Genomic DNA, 22,351 nt, shown 5'->3' on the forward strand with positions numbered 1-22,351 from the left:
AGGCGGCAATAGCCGGGCCAGGGCAGTAGCCATAAAGCCCCCAGCCGACGCCGAACAAAACAGAACCAATGATCAGCCGCTTATCCAGTTTTTGTTTGTTTGGAAGACAAAACTCGCTATTTATTATCGGCCGACGCTTGAAAATAAAATGGTAGGCGAGCATGGTCGTTCCCACGCCGCTAGCCATAACAAACATTAACGTCGGATCCCAGTTGCCGAATAGGTCGAGAAAGCCAAGGACTTTTTCTGGGTTAGTCATACCTGAAAAAGCGAGCCCCAGGCCGAATAACAGACCAAAGAAAAGATATATTAGAGCATTCATATGACATGCCTCACGATAGCTACCGTGATGATTCCGCTTGTCATAAAACAAAGTGTAGTGATGATCGAACGCAGGGAAAGGCGACTAATGCCGCAGATGCCATGGCCGCTGGTGCAGCCACTGCCCATTGACGTACCGTAGCCCACAAGTAGTCCGGAAAGGATAATAATAACCGGATGGTTTGGAATGGGTTGAGAATTAATTTGGCTGAGCTCGCTTAAGCACAATGCACCTAAAGCCATTCCTGCTAAGAAGGCAAAACTGTTTAAGGTATTACCTTGTGTGCGCTTAACAAGGCTCTGAATCATGCTGCTGACACCGGTGATACGACCGTAAAAAAGCATAATAAGGCTGGCCGAAAGACCTATCAGTAATCCACCAATTAATGCGGGTGTTATATTCTCCACGAGTACTCCGAGAAATGTTGTTTAAATTTCGGCGGCAGCATAACAGTTTTTTAGGTCAAAATTTAGGCTTGGGCAAAACCTTTTAGTGTCTGAAAAAAGCGATAAGGTTGATCGATAAGCGGTGTATGCCCGCTGTTTCGGAAAGTGAGAACATCGCAATTGGGGTGATGGTCGGCAATGCGGAGTTGGCCGGTACAGGGGTACATCGTTGATTTAAGCCCAACGACTAATGTCAGCGGGCTATTCAGCTTAGCGATAACGTCGAGCATGTCGTAGTCTTGTTCTATGTAGGCTTTCAGACAGGTGATGTAAACGGGCCAGTTATCGACAGGCATTATTTTGCGGGCCAAAAACTCATTTGAGCATACTCTCCTGGCAATCGCTTTGTGGGATGAGCGAGACAGCGCATCAGAGAAGAAGCTTGCTAAATTATCCCATAACTCTTTTCTTAGTGTTTTGGGGAGGGTGTCGTAGGCTGCCTGAGCCTCAATATAAGGGTCTAGCTTGCCTATTAGGTCTGTCGCTTCGGAGAGTCTTTCTTGGTTTTCTGCGCCAAAAAGCCCCCATTTCCACTCACTATCATTAAGGCATTTGGGACTTTGGTCGATATGTAGATAACGTTCAACCTGATTGTCGCTATATTTTTCCTGGTACTTAAGTGCAACAAAGGCGCCCATTGATATACCAGCTAATTTAAAACTCTCCAGCTCTAAGGAAGTGATTATTTGCTGTAGATCGTCTGCGTAATTGGACATGACGCAATCCCGGTCATGGTTGATGTGATGGGAAAGGCCAAAACCTCGCAAATCGGGAATGATAAAACGCTGCTTTCTTGCTAAGGGCAGGGCAAAAGGTAGCCAATGCAGAGACTGCATACCAAAGCCATGGAGTAGAATGATCGGAGCTGTGTTAGCGTTTTTGGGGCCAAGGTCGCGCACATAAATTCGCTGACCGTCAGCAGTATTGATATATGGCATAAATTCTTTTTCTTATTGCTATTGATGAGCTAAATTTATTAAGCACCTACTTATTACGGAAAGAATACTGAACATCATGTTGAATAGCTATGCTTGCCTCAAAATGCTGCACCGCCTTTTTCTATTGCTTTTGCTTGCAGGGCCACTTAGTGCGCTTGAATTAAAGGATCGTTTAGATGAGCCTTCGCGAACCTTCAACAATGTCGAGAAGTCGGCTTTTCTTGATGTCACGACTCTCGGTGATCGATTGCTAACAATCGGCGAACGCGGCGTCATTGCTTACTCTAATGACGGAGGTGAAAACTGGGTTCAGGCAAAGGTGCCTGTTTCAACGATGCTCACAGCGATGTACTTTGTTGATGATACCCATGGCTGGGCAGTGGGGCATAGTGCCGTGGTTCTTCATACGCAAGATGCTGGCGAAAACTGGACGCTTCAGTTTGATGGCAAGCGAGCTAATGAGCTGCTCCTTGACGGTGCTAAAGCAGACTATCAAGCTCTTCGGGAAGAGTACGATGCCGCCGATGAGGAAGCTCAGGACGATTTGTCCTACGATTTAGATGATGCCGAATTCGCCCTATCGAATGCTGAGTTTGATAGCCAGTTAGGGCCAGCGAACCCTCTTTTGGAAGTGTATTTTGAAAACAAAGATAAAGGCTATGTTGTCGGTGCCTACGGTTTATTTTTTGCAACCGAGGATGGTGGTAAGACCTGGTTTTCGATGGCAAACCGTTTAGAGAATTTTGACCGTTACCACCTAAACTCAATTGCTGTTTTATCCACTGGTGCCGTTTTGATAGTCGGTGAGGCCGGCACAATGTTCGCCTCATATGATCAGGGGGAGAGCTGGGAAACCTTATATAGCCCATATGAAGGCTCTTTTTTTGGCATTCAGGAAGTCCCTCAGGTCAAAGAAGTGTTGATTTATGGTTTGAAAGGCAATGTGTATAGCTCAGCCGATGAAGGTCAATCATGGGATAAGGTTGCTACGCCTGCAACGACTAACTTAACCGGCTCTACGATTGATGAAAATGGCGTGGTGATATTAAGTGGCTTTTCAGGTGTGATTGTACGCAGCACCGACCAGGGTAAGACTTTCTCTAAAGTTAAACAGTCGGGTCTAGAGGCTTATAACGCTGTTGCGACATTAAAGAACTCTGAATTGGTGCTGGTGAGTGATCATGGTGTCCACTTTCAGCCTTATTAAGATGCGAATCTGACACTTGAAAAGTAAGAAGAGTGAAAAACGATAATGAGTGAAATCGAACAACAAGAGTTACAGAGCGTTAGTCTTGCTGAGCCAATGGTCGAGCGGTGGATATTTAGCCGAAGGCTGGTTGTCTTGTGCTTATTCCTCTCTGTATCTTTGTTTTTGGCTTATATGGGGACGAAGGTAAGGCCTGATGCCAGCCTGGAAAGAATGATCCCCTTAGAGCACCCTTATGTTATCAACTTCCTTGAGAACAGAGAGGACCTTGAGAACCTGGCGAACTTTATTCGAATCTCGGTCGAGGCCAAGCAAGGTGATATTTTTGATAAGGATTATCTGGATGTACTAGAGAAAATTAGTGATGAAGTGTTCTATTTACCAGGGGTGGATCGTACAGGGTTAAAGTCTCTGTGGACGCCTAATGTTCGCTGGGTTGAAGTGACAGAAGAGGGTTTTCAGGGAGGGACAGTTATCCCTCATGACTATGATGGAAGTGACGCAAGCCTGGAACAAATGAGACAGAACATCTTGCGCTCGGGTGAAATCGGTCGCCTGGTAGCGAATAATTTTAAGTCTTCGATTGTCTATGTCCCCTTGTTGGAGAAAAACCCAGAGACGGGGGAGCCGTTAAATTACCTCGACTTTTCTAGGGTGTTGGAAGAAAACGTTAGGCAGCGCTACGCGGGAGAAGGATCTAAGGTCAACATTCAGATTGTTGGCTTTGCCAAAAAAATTGGCGACTTGATTGAAGGTTTCTCTGCGATCGTTGTCTTTTTCGCTGTTGCTGTATTGATTACTGCGGCTTTGCTATTTCACTATTCCCGATGTCTTACCAGCACCCTGGCAGCTGTTGGCTGCTCCATTGTTGCGGTGGTATGGCAAATGGGGATTATGCACTTACTAGGCTATGGTCTTGATCCTTATTCGGTGCTGATTCCTTTTATTATATTCGCGACTGCTATTAGCCACTCGGTCCAGTTTATCAATGGCTTGACCCACGAAATGGGCGCAGGGTTTGAGTCACTCGAGGCAACGCTTCGTACTTTTCGTCACCATTATGTGCCAGCGATGCTTGCCTTGATTAGTGATGCAATTGGTTTCATGACCCTGATTGTGGTTGAGGTGGATGTGATAAAAGACTTGGCCGTTGGTGCCAGTGTTGGTATTGCCAGTATTATCATCACCAATATGGTATTGCTGCCTATTATTATGTCTTACTTTGGTGTGACTAAGCGTGGTATCGCGCATGTGCGTAAGGTAGAAAAGCACCCCAGCCCGATATGGGCAAGAATAGCGAAGATGGCATCTCATAAATATGCTTTGCAGTTTATTATTCTTGCGCAATTTGCTGTGGCAATGGGTCTTTATGTCTCCCAGGGGTTGAAGATTGGAGAGCTAGATGCGGGTGCTCCCGAGTTACGCCCTGACTCTCGTTATAACCTGGATAATGCATTTATTACCAGTAACTACTCGACCAGTGCTGATGTCATGGTGCTGATGGTTAAGACGCCACAAGAGCAATGTGTATCTTATGAAGTGATGGATTTAATGGAGCGTTTGCAGTGGGAGCTAAATCATACTGAGGGTGTTCAATTAAGTGTTTCGATAGTGAATATTTCAAAGGCGGTCACCAAAGCATTTAATGAAGGGAGTTATAAGTGGTTTGAATTATCGAGAAACCAGAAAATTATCGACACTTCTTTGCAGCACGTGCCTTCGGGCTTTATTAATCGCGATTGCAGCTTAGCCCCTATTTTCATTTTTCTTAATGACCATAAAGCGGAAACCTTGCAGCGAACGGTTGATGTGGTAGAGGCTTACACGGAGACCTTTGAGTCAGATGAGGTGCAAATATTGTTGGCGGCTGGAAATGCAGGTATTGAAGTCGCGACTAACCAGGTGATAGCTGAATCACAGACTTTTATGATGGTTATTGTTTATGTGATTGTCGGAATGATGGTTTTGCTCGCCTACCGCTCTATGCGAGCCGTTGTTTGCATTGTTATGCCTTTGATGATGACTTCCATTCTATGTACGGCCTTGATGGCCTTTTTAGGCATTGGTGTGAAGGTTTCAACCTTACCAATTATTGCTTTGGGTGTGGGCTTAGGTGTCGATTACGGTATCTATATCTACTCTCGTCTAGAGGAGTACCTAACGCAAGGCATGACTTTACAGAGAGCTTATTTCCATACGCTCCACTCAACGGGTAAAGCCGTTGCTTTTACAGGGCTGACCCTGGCTATCGGTACTACAACCTGGATCTTTTCGCCGATCAAATTTCAAGCGGATATGGGGATACTGTTAACCTTCATGTTTCTTTGGAATATGCTTGGCTCAATTACCCTATTACCCATGCTCGCCTATTACTTTGTCAAAGATGGTGAGGAGGATGAGCTTGTTGTGTATCGAGATGACCTGGCCTGAGATAACTCAGAGTCGAGACCGGGTCGACAACTTTGAACTCGTGACCGCAAATGTCAAAAACAGGCAAGTGCTGTCATGGAGAGGCGCCGGCTAATAATGCTAATGTGCCTTTTTTACATCAAGTCTAGCGTGGGCTGATGTTGTGTAAAAAGATTATACAAAACAATCATTACATAAAATAAAAAGGACTCATTATGAAGAAAATAATCGCATTATTACTTATTTCTGCGGGACTCACAGGCTGTGGCGGTGTTGGTAGTCTAGTCAGCAATGACCGTGTAACAGACGCTGACAACGATCAAGTTGTAACCATTGGGGATTCGATTTTCGCTTTATCCGGTAAGATTCAGGATATTCTTGAAGACTATGCTGGAGAAACGTTCCGTCAATATACTATCTCGGGTGCAGAAGTAACGGGCGGTATCTATGCAACTGATATTGCAACGCAATTCGAGATTGCCAAGAACGATAATCCGAATATCCAGACGATCGTTATGGATGCTGCAGGTAACGATATTCTTATCCCTATCATTACTATGTTTGACTGGTACAACTGTAAGACAGAGTGGTATCAGTGGTGGGGTTTAAGCTCTTCTTGTAAAAACCTGATTGACGACTTGTATGTTGATGTCGTTAATTTGTTGAATAATATCGATGCAAATGGTGTTGAAAACGTTATCTTCCTTGGCTACTACTACCCTAAAAATGCACTACTTTGGTTGGATGATGTGGAAGAAGCGGTTGATTATGGCGATATGCGTTTAGCCCAGGCATGTGCGAACTCTACAGCAAATTGTACCTTTATCGACCCTCGCTCAGTAATCAATGACCGCGATATTATTATTGATGGTATCCATCCTGCGACCAGTGGCTCGCAAAAGCTCGCTGACCTTATTTGGCCAGTATTGCAGCCAATGTTATAAAAGAGGATAGGGCCTGCGACCTGATATCGTAGCAGGCTATCTATTGGATATCTTAATTAGGCAACCCACTTGTGAAGCAAGTGGGTTGTTTTCATTTTAAGGAATGATAATCAATGAAGAAATCGATTATTGGGCTGGTAGTGGTAGCTGGTAGTGTTACTGTCTATCAGTTGAGCGTTAACTCGATGGATATAGCAAATACCTCTCTGGAGCCAGAGAGTATCTTAGGAAATTATAGCCTGGAGGTGCCGGTTCAAGCTGTTAACGAAACTGAGTTAGGCGCTTCGGAATACGATGACTTTGATCTTCAGATATTAGCTCAGCTAAGAGCAGACTATAAAGAAAATATTGCCGAGTTGAAGGTTCAAGCGAGTCTTTTAACAGTAAAACGTTATATATTGGAAAAGTATCCGGAAAGTGGGGAGGAGCGTTTTACTCGCCTTGTGCTTGCAGCGTTCCCTGAATTTGCCGAGTCTATTTTTCGTGTCATTGAAGGTTTAGAGCGCTACCAAAACTGGGTTTCAGAAGAGTATTTATACCTGGAAGAATTATCTCCTTTAGCAAAAAACGGTATGCTCTGGGAAAAGCGTAGAGAAATTTTTGGCAGTGATGCCGAACTAATTTGGCAAGATGAGAAAGATAACCTTAACCAAAGCAAACTTAGAATGCAGGAAGTTTTTCATCAGCTAGATCAATCAAATGAGACGAGCCTGGATGAAAAGCTATTTCAACTTCGTAGTGCAATTGATGAAAATTTAGCTGGAAGTGTCCAGGACGCAGCCCTTAGTGAAGGGGTAATCTCTCGAGCCTTTTTTAACCTTAGCTCTGTTCAAAAGGGTTTGTCTGAAATGCCTGCTGAAGAGCGACAGATAGAGATAGATAATATTCGGCGCCAGTTAGGTTATTCAGAAGAGCAAATTGAAACACTTGCTGCAAAGGACCAAGAACGTGAGGCGAGATGGCAAACTGGTTACGCCTATATGGCTGAGCGAGCTGAATTGGTGGCGAGCCTTGATGCAGAACAGCTTGATGAGTCTCTTGCCGAGCTTAGGCAAAAATACTTTGAGCATGAAGCTGTTACGATTCAAAGGGAAGAGGAAATGGACTTCTGGCGTTTTAACAGGCCTAGGAAGTTTGGTAATAACTAAGAGTCGCGTATGCCAACACTTCTAGCTAAGGAGAGGAGATACGCTATTCACCTCTGTGGCTGAATAGCGTTAACAAGTGCTTTAAGGGATGTCGATAGAAATCGTTTCAGAGAATTGGCTTTGAATCTCATTGCTATCGACTGTTGCAATACGCAGGTACATTGTTCCTGATTGCACATCGCTGATTATGTAGTTGTAGGTCTCACTACCTGTGCTGTTAATACGAATGCTTTGGTTTAGCTCGGTGTTGTTATAAGCATATTCGATAACATATGCTGAAATTTCACTACTTTCCAGTGCGCTGCCGTCTTCACGTGTGCTTGGCGCAGACCAGCTTAGCTCGAGTGAAGAAGGTAGAGAGTTAACCGAGACCAAGGCTTCTTGTGAGTAAGCTTCACTGCTGGCATTACTGACGACTACAGAATATAAGCCGGTATCTTCGATACCCGCATTGCTGATGCTCAAGTCCTGCGAATTAGCGCCAACTAACTCTTCGCCATTGAATAGCCACTGATATGAGAATGGGCCGTCTCCGCTAGTGCGAACTGTTAAGTCTACACTTTCACCCGCGTTGATCTCTTGTGAATAGGGCTGCTGGGTTATGCTTACCGGTACACTTATAGATAATACGCTTAGGTTTGCACTGAAAGATGTAGCGGAGCCTTGCGTGTTACTAACTGTCACATCATAGCTCCCTGCATCACTTAACTCGACTGAGTTTAGGCTTAAGGTATTGCTATATGCGCCGCTAATATCCGTGCCATTGTGTCGCCATTGGTAAGTCAGAAAGCCTCCACCGCCAGCGTTGACGCTAAATGAAGCGGAGCTTCCTTCGGATACTGTTAATGAAACGGGGTGCGAGTTAATGCTGGGTGCTGCAAGTTGTTCATTGACGGTAACGCTGACAAAGTTTGAATAAACCTGGGAAACATTGTTGCTAATCGATACTCGGTAACTTCCCGTGTCACTTATTGAACTTGGGCTAATCGTTAAAGTGCTATGTGTTGCGCCAGGAATTAAGGAGCCGTTCTTTTGCCATTGATAGCTGATTGGATCTCCGCCAGTCGCTAAGACGCTGAGAGAGATTGTTTCCCCTTCAGTGACGATGCTAGCGCTAGGTTGCTGGGATATGCTGACGGGTAACACGTTTTCTTCCACTGAGACAAGGGCTTCTAGCGAGTGGATAGTTTCCTCACTGTTGGAAATGGTGACACTATATAAACCAGAATCGCTAAGTTGAGCGCTCGTTTTATTGTAGGAGCTTGCTGTCGCGCCCGGGATATTCTCGCCATCCTTCTGCCACTGATAGCTTAAGCTTCCCGCTCCGGATGCGAGAACAAACAAAGAAAAGCTTTGTGATTCACTGGTATGTATGGACTGCGGTTGAGTTTGAATTTGAAGCTCAGCGCTGTCGAGATCTTCTGCAATATTTTGAGCATCATTGGTGATACTGCTCAGTGCGCTAGCATAACTATTTCCGTTGTCAGAGTAGGTGTCCAGGTATGCAGAAAGCTGCTCTGCTAGGTCGCTTGCTGTGTAGAACACGTTCGCTAAGGGAATATGATCAAGCAATTGGTTCGTGCCTATCCACTCTGTATCAAGCGCGTGCTCATAAAGAGAAGCGCTTAGAATTGCTTGCTTTAGAGATTCGTCACTTGCATCCGAGAGCTTTGTTAGGTCAAGTGTTGGGGTAGTTAAGGGGTCGCTCTCTAAGTCAAAACTTTCCATGACCCACTGAGTGGCTGTTACTATGTTTTGCGCATTTAAGCCCTGAGGCAGAGACTGCGCAGTTTTAACAATAAGGTGACTTAAAGGTGAAAGAAACGTTGTGGAGTGGGTTTGCTTGCTTGTTAGACCTAAGAGTTGAAAATAAGCTGGGAGTCTGACTGCTTCACCAAACGAAAGTGTTTGGCCAGATATTTTTTCAATACAGCCTTCTACCAGGTCGCAAAGCATGCGAGTATCAGTATCTACGCTTAGTGAGAGTAGAACGAGCGTGCCATCTTCAAGTTCGTTTAAGTCTAGTGAAAAATAGCCGGATGAGTCGCTGCGTGTTTGTGTGATCAGGCTATTATCTTCGGCTCGGTATGCGCTGATTATGCCGTTGCTGATGACGCCTTTAACAGCACGTCCATCAACATTGTTATCTTGCCGGTCGCTATCAAAAAATTCGCAGCCACTTAAGAACAAACACATTAGCAGTGTACATAGTTTGGAGAGTGCTATTTGACTTGTATCTTTTGCTTTCATAGTTGTACATTCGAAATATTCATTATGGACAGGCATAATTCAACAACTCGCCCCTTCCTATAAAATGACGCAAGAAAGGGCTAAAAACCGCAAATGTATAGTGGTATGCGCGATTTCAACAGTTGGAATAAACGTAAAGAATCTAAAACGGGCTTCTGCGTAATGTGCAGTTATTAATAGAGTAACGCTGCTAATCTCTATATCTTATAGGTATGTATGAGCCAAGATCCTGAAATCCTTATCCGATAGTTAAAATTCTAACTAAAGAATTGTAACTTTGTGTGAAAGTGATATTAACATTACGTAATAGCTTTGTCTTGTCTGTACCAGTAAAAGTAAGACTTAGGGGATTTTATTTACTCGCTTAGAGAGTGCGCGTCGGAGAATTTCTTGCTGGTCTTCGTCTTTACAGCTATATAGCTGCTTGAAATCACTCAATATAGGACCGAAGAAGTCCTTGAAGTGCTGCGAATCCTGATAAACTTTGTATGCTTTCTGTTGAATTGCATCGCTGGACAGTTTCTCGGTATTTGAAATGTTATATAACTGCTCTATTTCCTCTTTGAGAGAGGCGATCAAGGGCAGGTTGGGATTATTTTCTGGGTCCTCAGGTTGCAAATGCTCCCATAAGCTTAGCAATGTCTCCTTTGCTTGGTGGGTGTTGGATAGGTCGGCTTGGGCAGCAATATCCAGACACTCAACAGACTCTTTGAACATGGTTTCGGTTTCTGCCAGTTTAGCGCTGATCTTGTCATTAAAATCATCTGTTTGAACTGAAAGCGTGCGCACTTCATCTGCAACAACGCTAAACCCTCTTCCTGCATCGCCTGCTCGAGCGGCTTCAATCGCGGCATTGAGCGCAAGGAGGTTGGTTTGTGAGTTGATCTTGTTTATATCTTCTAGATGCTCAACTACTTCATGAAAACGTGCATCAATATCGTCAAAGTTCTGGTTTAAAGTAACAGAAGCCGCCTGAATGTTTTCAAATTGCTGAATCAGCTGGGCTAAGGCCTGATTCGAAACTTCTCCAAAGTTGTTGAGGCTTTCTAGTGTGCTGGGCTCAAGGTTTTCATCTAAAGATTTTGATAATGATTTAGCATAGCTGTCTGCCCGTTCGATTGTCTCTGCAGTTTGTGTCGTATCGTCAGAAAGCGAGTGTGTAAGTTTTTCAGTATCCTCTGCAAGCTGGGCGATAAGCGCAATTTTTTCATCCATCATATGGTGGATTTTATCGAATAACTCAATTTGCGCCTGCTTTTCTCTTGCCGCCCGTTTTGCTCGCGGTGTTTGGTCATAGGGCACTAAAGATCGCTCAATGCGTTGCCAAATCATAAAGCCAACGATCATTGTCATGAACACTAAGGGAACGATGACGTAGCTTGGTAGCGGCGGTGCGATGACTAGCCAGCCAGTTGCGAGAACCTGCAGGAAAAGCAGACAAGCGTATTCATATTTCATTGAGTGACCTTTATCACCAGTGTAAGAACCGAGCGCTAAAATGTTTCGAGTGCGAACGACAAGACGAGCCTATTTAGCGAGCAAGTCTGGCCTCAGTGTCACTAGAAGCAATCGTTTTAGCTTGTTTGAATAAGTCTAGTATGCTTACGTATTTCTACAATGTTTGTAGAAAAAATAACGACCGCAATCAGCGGCGTCTTGGCTTATATCGGCCAAGACGGTGAGATCTGGAGTTATTTTGTTTTTAGCTTCCAGTTAACTGTTTGCCCGGCATAAAAAGGAACAATTGGATTGCCATTAGGGAGAATGATTTGCTCCGGGATGGTCCATTCTTCTTTTTGAAGTGTGATAGTACTGGTATTGCGTGGTAGTTGGTAAAAATCTGGGCCGTGATGGCTGGCAAAGCCTTCGAACTTGTCGATCGCTCCAAGGTCCTCAAATACTTGCGCATAAAGCTCTATAGCGCTCCAGGCACTGTAGCAGCCAGCACAGCCGCAAGATGACTCTTTTTTCGCCTTTTCGTGAGGTGCTGAGTCGGTTCCAAGGAAGAATTTGCTTGAGCCACTCTTTACAGCTTCTCTAAGCGCTGTTTGGTGGGTGTTGCGTTTAAGTACAGGTAGGCAGAAGTTATGGGGCCGAATACCGCCTACGAGCAGGTCATTACGATTAAGGAGCAGGTGTTGGGGAGTGATCGTTGCGGCCAGTTTGTCTGAGCCTGCTTGTACAAACTGAGCAGCTTCAGAGGTTGTGATATGCTCAAAAACAACTCTTAGCTCGGTAAATTTTTCGGTGATAGGGGCTAGGTGTTGTTCAATAAAAAACTTTTCCCGATCAAAGATATCAACCTCATGAGAGGTCACTTCACCGTGAATCAGTAATAACATGTCGCAAGCTTGCATTGCCTCAAAAACCGGGTAAAGCTCGTTCAAGGCTGAAACTGCAGCATCGGAATTGGTTGTTGCTCCTGCTGGGTAAAGCTTGGCTGCAATAATGCCCGCTTGCTTGGCGCGAGTAATGTCTTCGGGCTTTGTATCGTTTGTCAGATATAGGGTCATTAAGGGAGTGAAATCGACTCCTTCAGGTATAGCGTTTTCAATTCTGGCTTTATAAGCAAGTGCCATTTCTGTGTTAACAACAGGCGGGACAAGGTTAGGCATCACTATCGCTCGCTTAAAGCACCGAGCGGTTGCCGGGACAGTTTCTGCGAGCATGTCTCCATCTCGAAAGTGAAGGTGCCAGTCATCGGGGGCTTGAATAGTGATTTCTTGCATGGGATATCCTGAATCAAAAATTTAAGCTTATATTATGCCTGAAAATATAGGCTTCAGGAAATTCAGGGTGGGAGGACAAGGTATGGATGACTAACTTGTCTGGAGGGATCTCAGGCGCTTACTTTGCCAACTCTATTTTGCCAAGCAGGCCTGCATGGTCTGAGAGGTAAGCCCGCTGGTATTAGGCATATCTCCGTTTGACTGCTTGGCACGTAAAATTCTCAAACGCTCAATTGTGCGACCTTTCGGGTTAATTGAAATGTGACCGGCGCATTTTTTTATCCGTATTTCCCATCTACACGGGGGCTTGTCCATACGGGAATAAAGGCTAGGCAGAATAATGAAAATGCTATGATCCACAGACCACCGGAAATATTGACCCAAAGCAAGTGACTACCCGGAGCAATGGCTGGTAGAAAAAACCTAATGATGGCAGCCAGAGAAAGAATAAGCAGGGCGGGCCCTAAAGTCTTTGGTAGATGCTTAAGGTTTCGCCCTGTATGGCCCGTTGATACGCGTGCCATCATGCCCATGGTCATAACGCCAATAGCGCCGACAGCAAAAGCATGTATGGACAAATAAGGCGACAGTGAAAGTCTGGTTTCAAATACAAAAATTAAAAAGCCGATGGTAATTGAACCCAGGGTTACGAAGAAACTCCATAGCAAAGGGGATTTCCATATACCTGATGTATACCAGCCGATCATACGTATGGTCGTGATAATGACCATGAGTGCCGCAGCAGTCTGCGCGAGGGTGATATAGTTGGTAAAGAGGGTTGCGATAAAAAACACTAAAAAGACCAGCATACTTGAGATATCGAGAATTCTAGAGTTAAACAAGGTCACTTCGTAGCCTACCCCTCGTTCAATAAAAAGAGGAATAATCCGACGCCCGATGGTCAGGATCAGACCGACAACGATATAGAGGCCTGCGTAGAGGGATGTATGTGCACCTGAATCACTAAAACCAAGTGCTTGAGCATAGAAAAAGGCATTCCCGACTGCAATCAGCACTAGCTTCGAAAGAATCGCCATTTGACGCCATTGTTTGACTTGGATGATCGGCTTGGCAATAGCGTAGCCGAGACAAACGATAAAGATGAGGTCGAAGAATGCAGCGAGTGATAGTACGTTAATCAGCCACATTAGGCGTGCCAGGGCCCACAAAGAAAAGAGGATCATGAGCGGTTTGCCGTGAGGAGTCTGTAGGCCGGTCCAGTTTTTTACTGCGGTTAACAAAAAGCCGGCGATTACTGCCACGGCGTAGCCATAGATCATTTCATGAGCGTGCCATTGAAAAGGGCTGATGCTATTTGAATTAAAAGACCAGGCTTGGTTTAGAAAGAGTAACCATACGGCGATGCTGACTAAAGAAAGGAGGCTAGCACCGGCGAAAAATGCACGAAAGCCAAGGTTGAATAATGCTGGGTGTTGAGAGCTGAGCTCGTGTTTAGGTTGCATTGACGATTCCTATGCCAGCTAGTGAGGATTGTATCACTATGACTATGGTTATTTTGTGTAGGTAGCGGGTTTCATACCGTGCTTAGCTGAAGGCATGTACTAGCCCGCTAGCGAGCTATGGAAAGCTCTGCCTACTAAGTAATCAATCTTTAAGGCTAGAGGGGGGGCAAGGAAGAATCAATACCTAAAAAGTAGCAAATGATCTATTAAGGTACAAGACTCAGAGCCTTTTTATAGTGCGCGGCCAAAGGCCGAGCCTGCCTTAGGATGCTATCAGCACTTTTGCAGGAGGCCCGCCCTTGAGGAGCGGGCTCTGCTTACAGGAAGATTTGTCCTTGATTAGATATTTCTAACAATTAAGCCTTTTTCAAGCGCTTCGTGAGTAAGCTTAAGCTTGGAAAGCTCCGGAACCTCGAGTTCAACTTTATAACCCGAGCCAAGAGCTGACTCAATTTCTCGGCCGTTCTTGCTGTTGAATAGCTGTGCTGCGGTGAAGGAAATATTACCTACCGGTGTTAGCAGCGTGAGCTGATCTCCAGTAGAAAGCTTGTTTTTCGCCTCAAGTTTGATGCGATTTGTGCCAAGGTCACCTTCCAGAACGTCTGCGACGAATAGTTGCTGAGTTGAGGTTGAATTGCCTGTCTCATAGTTTTGGTATTCATCAGGTACATGGCGGCGGTAAAAACCCTCTGTGAAACCTCTATTAGCCATGCCTTCGAGGTCGTCCATCAAGGCCATGTTGAACTCATGGCCGGCGGCGGCATCATTGATCGCTTGTCGGTATACTTGAGCAGTTCTTGCAGCGTAATAGTACGATTTGGTACGGCCTTCAATCTTCAGGGACTCAACACCTATATCCATCAGGCGCTGAACATGCTGAACAGCTCGTAGGTCTTTGGAGTTCATGATGTAGGTGCCGTGCTCATCTTCATAAGCAGGCATGTACTCACCAGGTCTGCCTTTTTCCTGTAGTAGGTATAAAGGGGAAACTTTTTCTAGGACGTCAGAACTTTCCGAAAGTGAAAGTGTTTGAACATTAGGGTCGTAGGTTTCAACTGCTTGGCTTGGAACAATTTCTCCGCCATCAGTCTGTTCTGCTTCGTGAGTCTGGTACTTCCAGCGACAGGAATTTGTGCAAGCGCCCTGGTTTGAGTCTCTATGGGTCATATAACCGGACAATAAACAACGGCCAGAGTAGGCAATACACAAAGCACCGTGAACGAAAACTTCAATTTCCATTTCAGGAACGCGTTGTTTAATTTCCGCAATTTCATCCAAGGATAGTTCCCGCGAAAGAATGACGCGTGTCAGGCCCTGTTGTTGCCAGAATTTCACTGTTGCCCAATTTACCGCGTTTGCTTGAACTGAAAGGTGAACAGGCACATCAGGCCATTTTTCTCGCACCATCATGATAATGCCGGGGTCAGACATAATCAGCGCATCTGGCTTCATAGCAATGACTTGCTCCATGTCGCGAAGGTAACTTTTTACCTTGTCATTGTGCGGGCTAATGTTCGATGCGATATAGAACTGTTTGCCAAGCTTGTGTGCGCGAGCAACGCCCTTAGCAAGGTTTTCAATATGGTTAAATTCGTTTTCTCTGACGCGCAAACTGTACCGTGGTTGGCCAGCATAAACTGCATCTGCGCCATAGGCGAAGGCGTACTCCATATTCTGGAGCGAGCCTGCGGGAGATAATAATTCAGGTTTTTTCATGTGTTCCGATTCGAAATTAAGGCTATTCTTTCTGCGAAATGGCGGATCCTACCTGTAATTGCTCGAACCAGTCCAGGAATTTCCCAACATTTTCACCTTTGAATATTCGGCCGTGCTGGGGAAGAAGCATGTCGATCTCTAATTTTCTGACGCGGTTGATCCAGTCATTTTTGGCTGCATTGGAAGGCATCCAGCGTTGATGGAACATTTTCATTTTCGGGATATGTGCATCAAAATCATCGACGAACATTGGGCTGTCGATAGGCTCAAGAGCCGCACCAACATCGCCAGTGAACAGGATCTTCGCGACAGGGTCATATACATGGTAGTTGCCCGAAGAGTGAAGGTAGTGTGCGGGAATCAGTTGTAAAGACAGGCCCGCCAGATCCAATGTTCGGCCTTCATCCTGTATCGCCTCGTAAGAAATATTGTTCATGCCGAAATGTCGTATGAAGCCTTCCCAAAGCCAAGGGCCATGAAGTTTCGCATCTGGGATAACCTGATCCCAAAGACCCAAAGACGAAATGATGTCTGGGTCCTGGTGAGAAGCAAACAAGTGAGTGATTTGCTCTAAAGGAATGTATTTGACGACAGAGCTTAACATAGGAGCAAAAAGCTCAACACCGCCAGGATCGAGTAAAACAGCTTGTTGATTATTCACGATCATAAACTGATTCGAATCAATAATTTTTTCAGGCTTGTCAGGGTCTCTTCCGAAATAGATCCATTGATGCTTTTCTTGATATATTGCTTGAGATTTCATGTGCGTGCCTAGATTAGTTTATTGTTAGTAGATAAAAACTTTAACGCTTTATCGATATGGTAAAGGATGCGCTTGATCATCTCTTCAACGTTATGCGCCATATCGAGTAAAACAGGGCTATGTTCGCCAGTTCGAGGCGCTTCGATTTTGGAATTAACAGCAATAACGGCGATGCTACGAATATTCTTTTGCATTTCCGTCAGAAGGTCATTTAGTTCGCGGTTAAAGCGTGCAATGCGTTCACGGCTTTGCTGCTCGCGTTGAGGGCGCCCCTGGATGTGTTGTTGGACGATCTGAGGTACTTTGTCCGGTTCCATCACTCTATAGGCTTTTTCAAGCTTCTCTTCAAATAAACTGGTACGCCACTCGCGAACGGCTTTATTGGCGGTTTCAACAGTCATGGTACTCACCAGGTCGGCCAAGGATATGGATTCACGTGAACACTCATCATAAAAGGTTGCCAAAACAGCTAGACCGGCTGCGCTTTCGCCAATACGTTTAGCGAGTACGCGCAAATTTTTGGAAGAAATAGATAAGCTTCGAGTAATCTCCTGAGCATGATAGAGCTCAGCGGCAACCTTTGCTGCAATGACGGTTTGTTGGGTGTTCTCGCTAAGCATTGGCAGTGTCTCCCAAACTCACTTACGTAGCGTATTTAGGGCCAGATTTAAAAAGATAAGACTTAGTTCTATCCGGTATCTGAGGCTCTCGTAAGTGCTTTGTTTTTATTGATTCGTTTAGTTTAGCACTGATCAAAAAAAATGCTGGAATTCACGGGGATATTTTGTGGCTATCGGGCATAAAAAAAGCGGAGGTGGAAGAAACCTCCGCTAGCAGTAAAAATTAACCTAAGAGACTAGAATTTAGCTGCGAGCTGCACCCAAATTTTCGTAGTATCCTCGCCCGAGTCTCCTTTACTGTAATCGGCAAGCTTGATTAGCCCTGTGTAGTTATCAGAAAACTTCTTGGCAACTAGAATGTCAATTTCACTACCTAAATCTGCACTACCTTCATCGGCGTCAAACTGGTGGTAGATTACCGCGATCTTAGGACCGTAGTTTTTGGTTGAAATGCTAAGCGAGGTGTCTACTAAGCCGTCAGTTCCTTTTTCAGCAGCAAACTTGTCAGCCCAACCGTTGAACTTATGCTTGGTTGCAAGAGGTGTCTTAAACATGGCATTACCGTCATCTGAGCCAAGAGTTTCGTAACCCAGCTTAGCGGTAAAGCCTGAAACATTTACACCTGCTTCAAGGTTAAGATAATTCGTTTCATGCTCATTATCATCGTCAGTAGTTTGTTGGGCAAATTCAGCGGTATAAAGGACAGTAAGGTCGTCACTTGCTTTCACTTTACCGTTTGCTCGGATACCGAAAGTGTCATGAATATCTTTCAGGTCCAAGAAGTAAGCGCTTAAGCCCAAGCCGTCAATACTCTTGTTGTTTACGTAGTAAACTTGATGGTCGTTGCCGTCGATATCGCCTCCGGTAAAGGTGTTTACGTTATAAACATTAGAGAATATCAATGTTGTGTCTGGTAGTGCTGTGTTAACTAGGGTAAAAGCATCATAAGTTTGTTCGTTTTGTCTCCAGCCCACGCCGCCTAGCATACGCTGGCCATCTAGGTTGATGCGCTGGCGACCGTAGCGAACGAGCGTATCAGCTGGCGCAGCAAAATCGATATATGCCTGGTTAATTTCAGTATACGTAGCATCGAGCACTACTGCTTCTTCATCTGGATCAGCTCCACTGTCGCTGTAGTTGTCTTCACCGACAACACTGTTGTTATCCATTTCTAGCGTAGTGGATACGCCATTGTATGAAAGCGTCTTGTAGGTTAAACGTGTTTTCACTGTGGATGCTAAAGCTTCACGGTTGGTGAAATCATCTACATATTCAAAACGATAACGTAGCGCAAGGGATGCATCGCCGCCCGCAATCGCGGCAGTAATTGAGTCTGCCTCTTCTGCTGCAAACGTTGGAGCTGCTGCAGAGAGTCCGAGAGCGATCATCGAGATTGATAGACTTAAAGCGTTCTTCATAAGCGATATCCTAATTGATATAAGTTCTAAAAGACTCCTTGCTCTTGTGTCTTAAATTTGCAAGGGATGTGACCTATTTAACGCTTTTGGTTTTGGGGGGGCAATCGGATAAAGGGAGTAAGGGGCTATACCTCCTGATGGGTAAGTCTGGAGGTATAGTGTTTTAAGATGAACTCGAAGTTTTAGTTTAAGTATTTGAAAATCTAAGAGTTATCTCTTTTTTCTCGATCAAGACATGCAGCGAAATCAATGCCTTTTAGCTGGGGTACAAAGTTGCAAGGGCCTTGACGGCTGTCAATTTGTGAGTCGATTATATTATCCCAGGCAGTGCGGCAGGCATTGGTGCTACCTGGTAGGCAGAATAGTAAGGTCTTGTTTGCCATGCCCGCTAGTGCTCTAGACTGGACGGTTGAGGTGCCAATTTGCTCAAGAGATATTTGTCGGAAAAGCTCGCCGAAACCATCGACGACCTTATCAAGCAAAGGGGTAACGGCTTCAGGGGTGCTATCTCGGCTAGTAAAGCCTGTACCACCGGTAATGATAATAACTTGGGTGTCATCACTCGCAATCCATGTCGAGAGCGCAGCGCGAATTTTATATATGTCGTCAATGACAATCTTTTTGTCTGCGAGCTTGTGCCCAGCCGAGTTTAACTTTTCTACCAGAAGTTGGCCTGATGTGTCATTGTCTTCAGTGCGAGTGTCTGAAACCGTTAATACGGCAATGTTTAAAGGGATGGTTTCTTGGCTGACGTTGTGACCCATAGGGATATCTCTCTTGTATAAGCAATGTAGTAATAAAGTTTAAAGATGATGCTTAATCATCATCTAGGAAGTTATGACTGGTGGCATGTTGCACGCGCTGGTTAAAGCGATCAGTCTTGATAGCAAGGAACATGACAGTCATACAGCAAGCGAGCACACCATATAAAACCATGAAGCATGCGCTATGGATGCCGATCCAGTCAACGGCTAGGCCAAAAGCGATAGGGAGTGTGCAGCCGCCTAAGGCGCCAATTGCAGCCACTAAGCCACCAACAAGCCCCATTTGCTGAGGGTAGTATTCATGAATTGTCTTATACACACTTGCTCGCCCAAAGCCCTGGGCTATACCGATAATAAATATCAATGTACTGAAGAACCAGACGTTAATTTCGATAGCCAGTTCTACATCTTGATGCACGCCATGTATGGTCATCGTGGTCGGCGGATAGCACAAGAAGAACAAGCAAACTAAGCATATCCAGAATACTGCCCAGTTAACGGTGCGACCACCATAGCGGTCTGCAAACCAGCCTCCTAATGCTCGAACCATGCCAGAGGTGGCAACAAAGAAAAGCGTAAAGGCCATCGCTTGGCTATAGCTGAGTTTATAAGCGGAAGCATAATACTGTGGGAGCCAGAGGATTAGCGCTAAAAAGCTACCGAAGACAAAGTAGTAATATAGACCGAAGCGCCAAATCTGGATGGATTTAAGTGCTTGTAGGGTGCTAAGTTCGGCTTGAAGTTTTGTCGGGGTATAGGGGCGGGTAGGTGCTATTAGCCAGAACAGAAAAGCCATAATGAGTAAACCAACCCCATAGATAGGACCAATGCTGTCCCAACCCCAGTTCGCAACAATAATTGGGGCAAGTGCAAGGGTAATGGCTGAGCCGGTGTTACCTGCACCAAATATACCCATGGCAGTGCCTTGTCGGTTACTTTCAAACCAGTCGGTGATATAACGAATGCCGATGGTAAAAGATGTGCCACTAATACCGATCCACAAGCCAAGTAATAGGTAGCCTTCCAGAGTCTCGATGTGAGGCAGGATGAATAGTGGCGGTGTGCTAAGAAGCATTTGTAGGGTGAATAGGCTCTTGGGGTTGTAGCGCTCGCTAAGCCAGCCAGCAGGAATACGCCCTAGTGCACCGGTTAGAACCGGGGCCGAAAAGAATAATCCTAACTGTGTTGCGCTTAGGCTTAAGCTGTTTTGAAGTTCAAGCCCCAAAACGGCATAGAGTGTCCATACCGAAAAATTAGCAGCAAATGCTATGGTGGCAATGGTTAAGGCTCTGGCTGCGCCAGGGATCTCAAAATTCATTATGACGCTCTGATCGAAGGCTGTTTAACTCGGTTTATCCTCAAAGGTATTGTTGGTACAGAGGAGCTCGTTTATCTATTAAAGTGATTGATACCTATTAAATCAAAAAAACCTTGTGCATGTTTGTTCTAACCCTTTTGAGTTAGGGGGTATGAGTCGCCTACCTATAAGTGAGTAGGCTTTGTGATGCCTGCTGGCTTTGTGGCAAGGGAGTAAAAAATAAAGTAGGTATATGCGCTGTGCCGGGGCATTCTCAGGCCCTGCCTTACTTGACTCATATCAAGTAGGAAACCCTACACACGAAGCAGAATAGCGTCATACCCCTTTTTTGTATAGGAGGCTTTATGTCCACTGATCTTAAAATAAACCTGTTCGCTTTTGGCGACCCCAAGATTAAAACACTCCACTTTACGTGGTTTGCTTTTTTCTTAACCTTCATGGTTTGGTTTAACCATGCTCCGCTTTTGGTGTTTATGAAAGAAGCGTTTGATATGTCGAGTCAGCAGGTCAAAGCCCTGATGATTCTGAACGTTGCGCTAACAATTCCAGCACGTATCGTCATCGGTATTTTGGTGGATAAACTAGGGCCCAGAAAGGTTTATAGTACTTTACTTGTACTGGCAGGCGTCGTGTGTATAGCATTCGCACTGGCTCAATCTTATGAGCAGCTCGCAATGATGCGCTTTTTAATGGGCTTTGTTGGTGCCGGGTTTGTAATCGGTATCCGCATGGTTGGCGAATGGTTTCCTCATAAGTCTGTCGGTATCGCAGAAGGTATCTACGGTGGTTGGGGTAACTTTGGCTCAGCTGCATCGGCTATGCTATTGCCTACGCTGGCAATGATGTACGGTGGAGAAGATGGCTGGAGATATGCATTAGGTACAACAGGTATTGTTGCTAGTATCTATGGCCTTATTTACTATCAGGTAGTACGTGATACGCCAAAAGGTTCAACCTACTTTAAGCCTAAGAAAGCAGGTGGTTTGGAAGTAACAAGCTGGGGTGACTTTTACCTATACTTGTTCATGAATATTCCAATGTATGCAGCCTTAGCTGTGTTGGCTTGGAAACTATCTCCAACGGGTGTTGCTCTCTTAAGTCAGACTGCTGTTTACGTTATTTGGGCGGGTTTGGTCGCTCTATATGTTTTCCAAACTTACTCTATCTGGAATGTAAATAAAGAAAATCTGACAAACGGTGTCCAAGAGCTTGATAAGTACCACTTTAAGCAAGTTGCGATTCTAGACTGGTCTTACTTCGTTACCTTCGGTTCAGAACTAGCGGTTGTATCAATGTTGCCTCTATTCTTCTTGGAAACTTTTGAAAGTCTTGATCCTGTCAAAGCGGGCCTATTGGCTTCAGGCTTTGCCTTCATGAACTTGGTTGCACGTCCAACTGGCGGTTGGTTCTCTGATCACATTGGTCGTCGTAAAGCTCTAATGTTCTTGATTGGTGGTTTGGCATGTGGCTACTTTGTATTGAGCCAGGTTGATTCATCTTGGTGGATCCCCGCTGCTGTGATTGCAACCATGTGCTGTTCGTTCTTTGTTCAGGCTGGTGAAGGTGCGGTATTTGCGGTAGTTCCACTGATCAAACGTCGTATGACAGGTCAGATTGCAGGTATGGCCGGAGCGTATGGTAACGTCGGTGCAGTAACTTACCTAACTGTTTTGAGCTTTGTAGATTACAGTACTTTCTTCTTGGTGATCGGTTGTTCTGCACTGATTGTATTCTTCATTGCTGCAATGATGGATGAGCCAAAAGGACAGATCTCTGAAGTACTGCCAGATGGCACAGTTCATATGATTGATGTTGGCTAGTTAGAAACTTGCTAGTCTAGAGTGCCTGCTGGTGGCTTATTTCATCGGCGGGCATTTTTGCGTTAAGGTAACGCTA

The 22,351-nt window shown here is 45.1% G+C and carries 18 protein-coding genes; 5 read left to right on the top strand and 13 right to left on the bottom strand.

Translation table 11 applies throughout. From position 1 onward, the window contains the following. From A3756_RS10475 to A3756_RS10485, 3 genes are all read right to left on the bottom strand, one after another. A partial coding sequence (locus tag A3756_RS10475; protein WP_068553463.1) for a DUF6691 family protein occupies positions 1-322 on the bottom strand: 322 nt, incomplete at its 3' end. Continuing rightward, positions 319-729, bottom strand: a complete 411-nt coding sequence (locus A3756_RS10480) for a YeeE/YedE family protein (RefSeq protein ID WP_068553464.1) — start codon at positions 727-729, stop codon at positions 319-321. The genes A3756_RS10480 and A3756_RS10475, both read right to left, overlap by 4 nt. Before the next feature lie 62 nt (positions 730-791). After that, positions 792-1,706: an alpha/beta fold hydrolase gene (locus A3756_RS10485; protein ID WP_068509332.1), complete on the bottom strand. Its 915-nt coding sequence runs from the start codon at positions 1,704-1,706 to the stop codon at positions 792-794. A gap of 76 nt (positions 1,707-1,782) precedes the next feature. On the opposite strand from A3756_RS10485, the gene A3756_RS10490 reads away from it, so the two are divergent. The 4 genes from A3756_RS10490 to A3756_RS10505 all read left to right on the top strand — a co-directional run bounded on the left by A3756_RS10490 (position 1,783) and on the right by A3756_RS10505 (position 7,414). Further along, the gene (locus A3756_RS10490) at positions 1,783-2,913 is read left to right on the top strand and encodes a YCF48-related protein (protein ID WP_082865196.1); all 1,131 of its coding nucleotides are present in this window, start codon (positions 1,783-1,785) and stop codon (positions 2,911-2,913) included. Positions 2,914-2,958: 45 nt separating this feature from the next. After that, on the top strand, positions 2,959-5,343 hold the full coding sequence (locus A3756_RS10495; RefSeq protein ID WP_068516754.1) for an RND family transporter: 2,385 nt from the start codon (positions 2,959-2,961) through the stop codon (positions 5,341-5,343). Between the two features lie 194 nt (positions 5,344-5,537). After that, positions 5,538-6,266, top strand: a complete 729-nt coding sequence (locus A3756_RS10500; RefSeq protein ID WP_068516756.1) for an SGNH/GDSL hydrolase family protein — start codon at positions 5,538-5,540, stop codon at positions 6,264-6,266. Positions 6,267-6,379: 113 nt separating this feature from the next. Next, complete coding sequence (locus A3756_RS10505) at positions 6,380-7,414, top strand: hypothetical protein (RefSeq protein ID WP_068553465.1); 1,035 nt, start codon at positions 6,380-6,382, stop codon at positions 7,412-7,414. A gap of 81 nt (positions 7,415-7,495) precedes the next feature. On the opposite strand, the gene A3756_RS10510 is transcribed toward A3756_RS10505, so the two are convergent. From A3756_RS10510 to A3756_RS10555, 10 genes are all read right to left on the bottom strand, one after another. Next, positions 7,496-9,664, bottom strand: coding sequence for an immunoglobulin domain-containing protein (locus A3756_RS10510; protein ID WP_197470008.1), 2,169 nt, complete (start codon positions 9,662-9,664; stop codon positions 7,496-7,498). A gap of 342 nt (positions 9,665-10,006) precedes the next feature. Then, the gene (locus A3756_RS10515) at positions 10,007-11,122 is read right to left on the bottom strand and encodes a methyl-accepting chemotaxis protein (protein WP_068516764.1); all 1,116 of its coding nucleotides are present in this window, start codon (positions 11,120-11,122) and stop codon (positions 10,007-10,009) included. Positions 11,123-11,355: 233 nt separating this feature from the next. Then, the gene (gene pyrC / locus A3756_RS10520; protein WP_068516767.1) at positions 11,356-12,393 is read right to left on the bottom strand and encodes a dihydroorotase; all 1,038 of its coding nucleotides are present in this window, start codon (positions 12,391-12,393) and stop codon (positions 11,356-11,358) included. Between the two features lie 278 nt (positions 12,394-12,671). Continuing rightward, a complete protein-coding gene (locus tag A3756_RS10525) occupies positions 12,672-13,856 on the bottom strand; it encodes an NnrS family protein (protein WP_068516770.1) in 1,185 nt (394 codons plus the stop codon). A 339-nt stretch (positions 13,857-14,195) separates the two neighbouring features. Continuing rightward, entirely contained in the window at positions 14,196-15,572 is a 1,377-nt protein-coding gene (gene yegQ, locus A3756_RS10530; protein WP_068516773.1) for a tRNA 5-hydroxyuridine modification protein YegQ, read from the bottom strand. A 22-nt stretch (positions 15,573-15,594) separates the two neighbouring features. Then, positions 15,595-16,335, bottom strand: a complete 741-nt coding sequence (locus tag A3756_RS10535) for an MBL fold metallo-hydrolase (RefSeq protein WP_068516776.1) — start codon at positions 16,333-16,335, stop codon at positions 15,595-15,597. 8 nt (positions 16,336-16,343) lie between these two features. Continuing rightward, positions 16,344-16,955: a hypothetical protein gene (locus A3756_RS10540; protein WP_068516779.1), complete on the bottom strand. Its 612-nt coding sequence runs from the start codon at positions 16,953-16,955 to the stop codon at positions 16,344-16,346. A 236-nt stretch (positions 16,956-17,191) separates the two neighbouring features. Beyond that, positions 17,192-18,373 (bottom strand): alginate export family protein, encoded by a 1,182-nt coding sequence (locus tag A3756_RS10545; protein WP_068516782.1) that lies wholly within the window; start codon positions 18,371-18,373, stop codon positions 17,192-17,194. A 203-nt stretch (positions 18,374-18,576) separates the two neighbouring features. Then, positions 18,577-19,137 (bottom strand): molybdenum cofactor biosynthesis protein B, encoded by a 561-nt coding sequence (gene moaB, locus A3756_RS10550; protein ID WP_068516783.1) that lies wholly within the window; start codon positions 19,135-19,137, stop codon positions 18,577-18,579. A gap of 52 nt (positions 19,138-19,189) precedes the next feature. Then, positions 19,190-20,455 carry a nitrate/nitrite transporter gene (locus tag A3756_RS10555; protein WP_068516785.1) on the bottom strand — a complete coding sequence of 422 codons (1,266 nt, stop codon included), beginning with the start codon at positions 20,453-20,455 and terminating at the stop codon, positions 19,190-19,192. A 344-nt stretch (positions 20,456-20,799) separates the two neighbouring features. Between A3756_RS10555 and A3756_RS10560 the strand changes: the two genes are divergently transcribed. Beyond that, positions 20,800-22,275 (top strand): NarK family nitrate/nitrite MFS transporter, encoded by a 1,476-nt coding sequence (locus tag A3756_RS10560; RefSeq protein ID WP_068516787.1) that lies wholly within the window; start codon positions 20,800-20,802, stop codon positions 22,273-22,275. Positions 22,276-22,351 lie beyond the last annotated feature (76 nt).

It is taken from the genome of Oleiphilus sp. HI0086 (assembly GCF_001635225.1).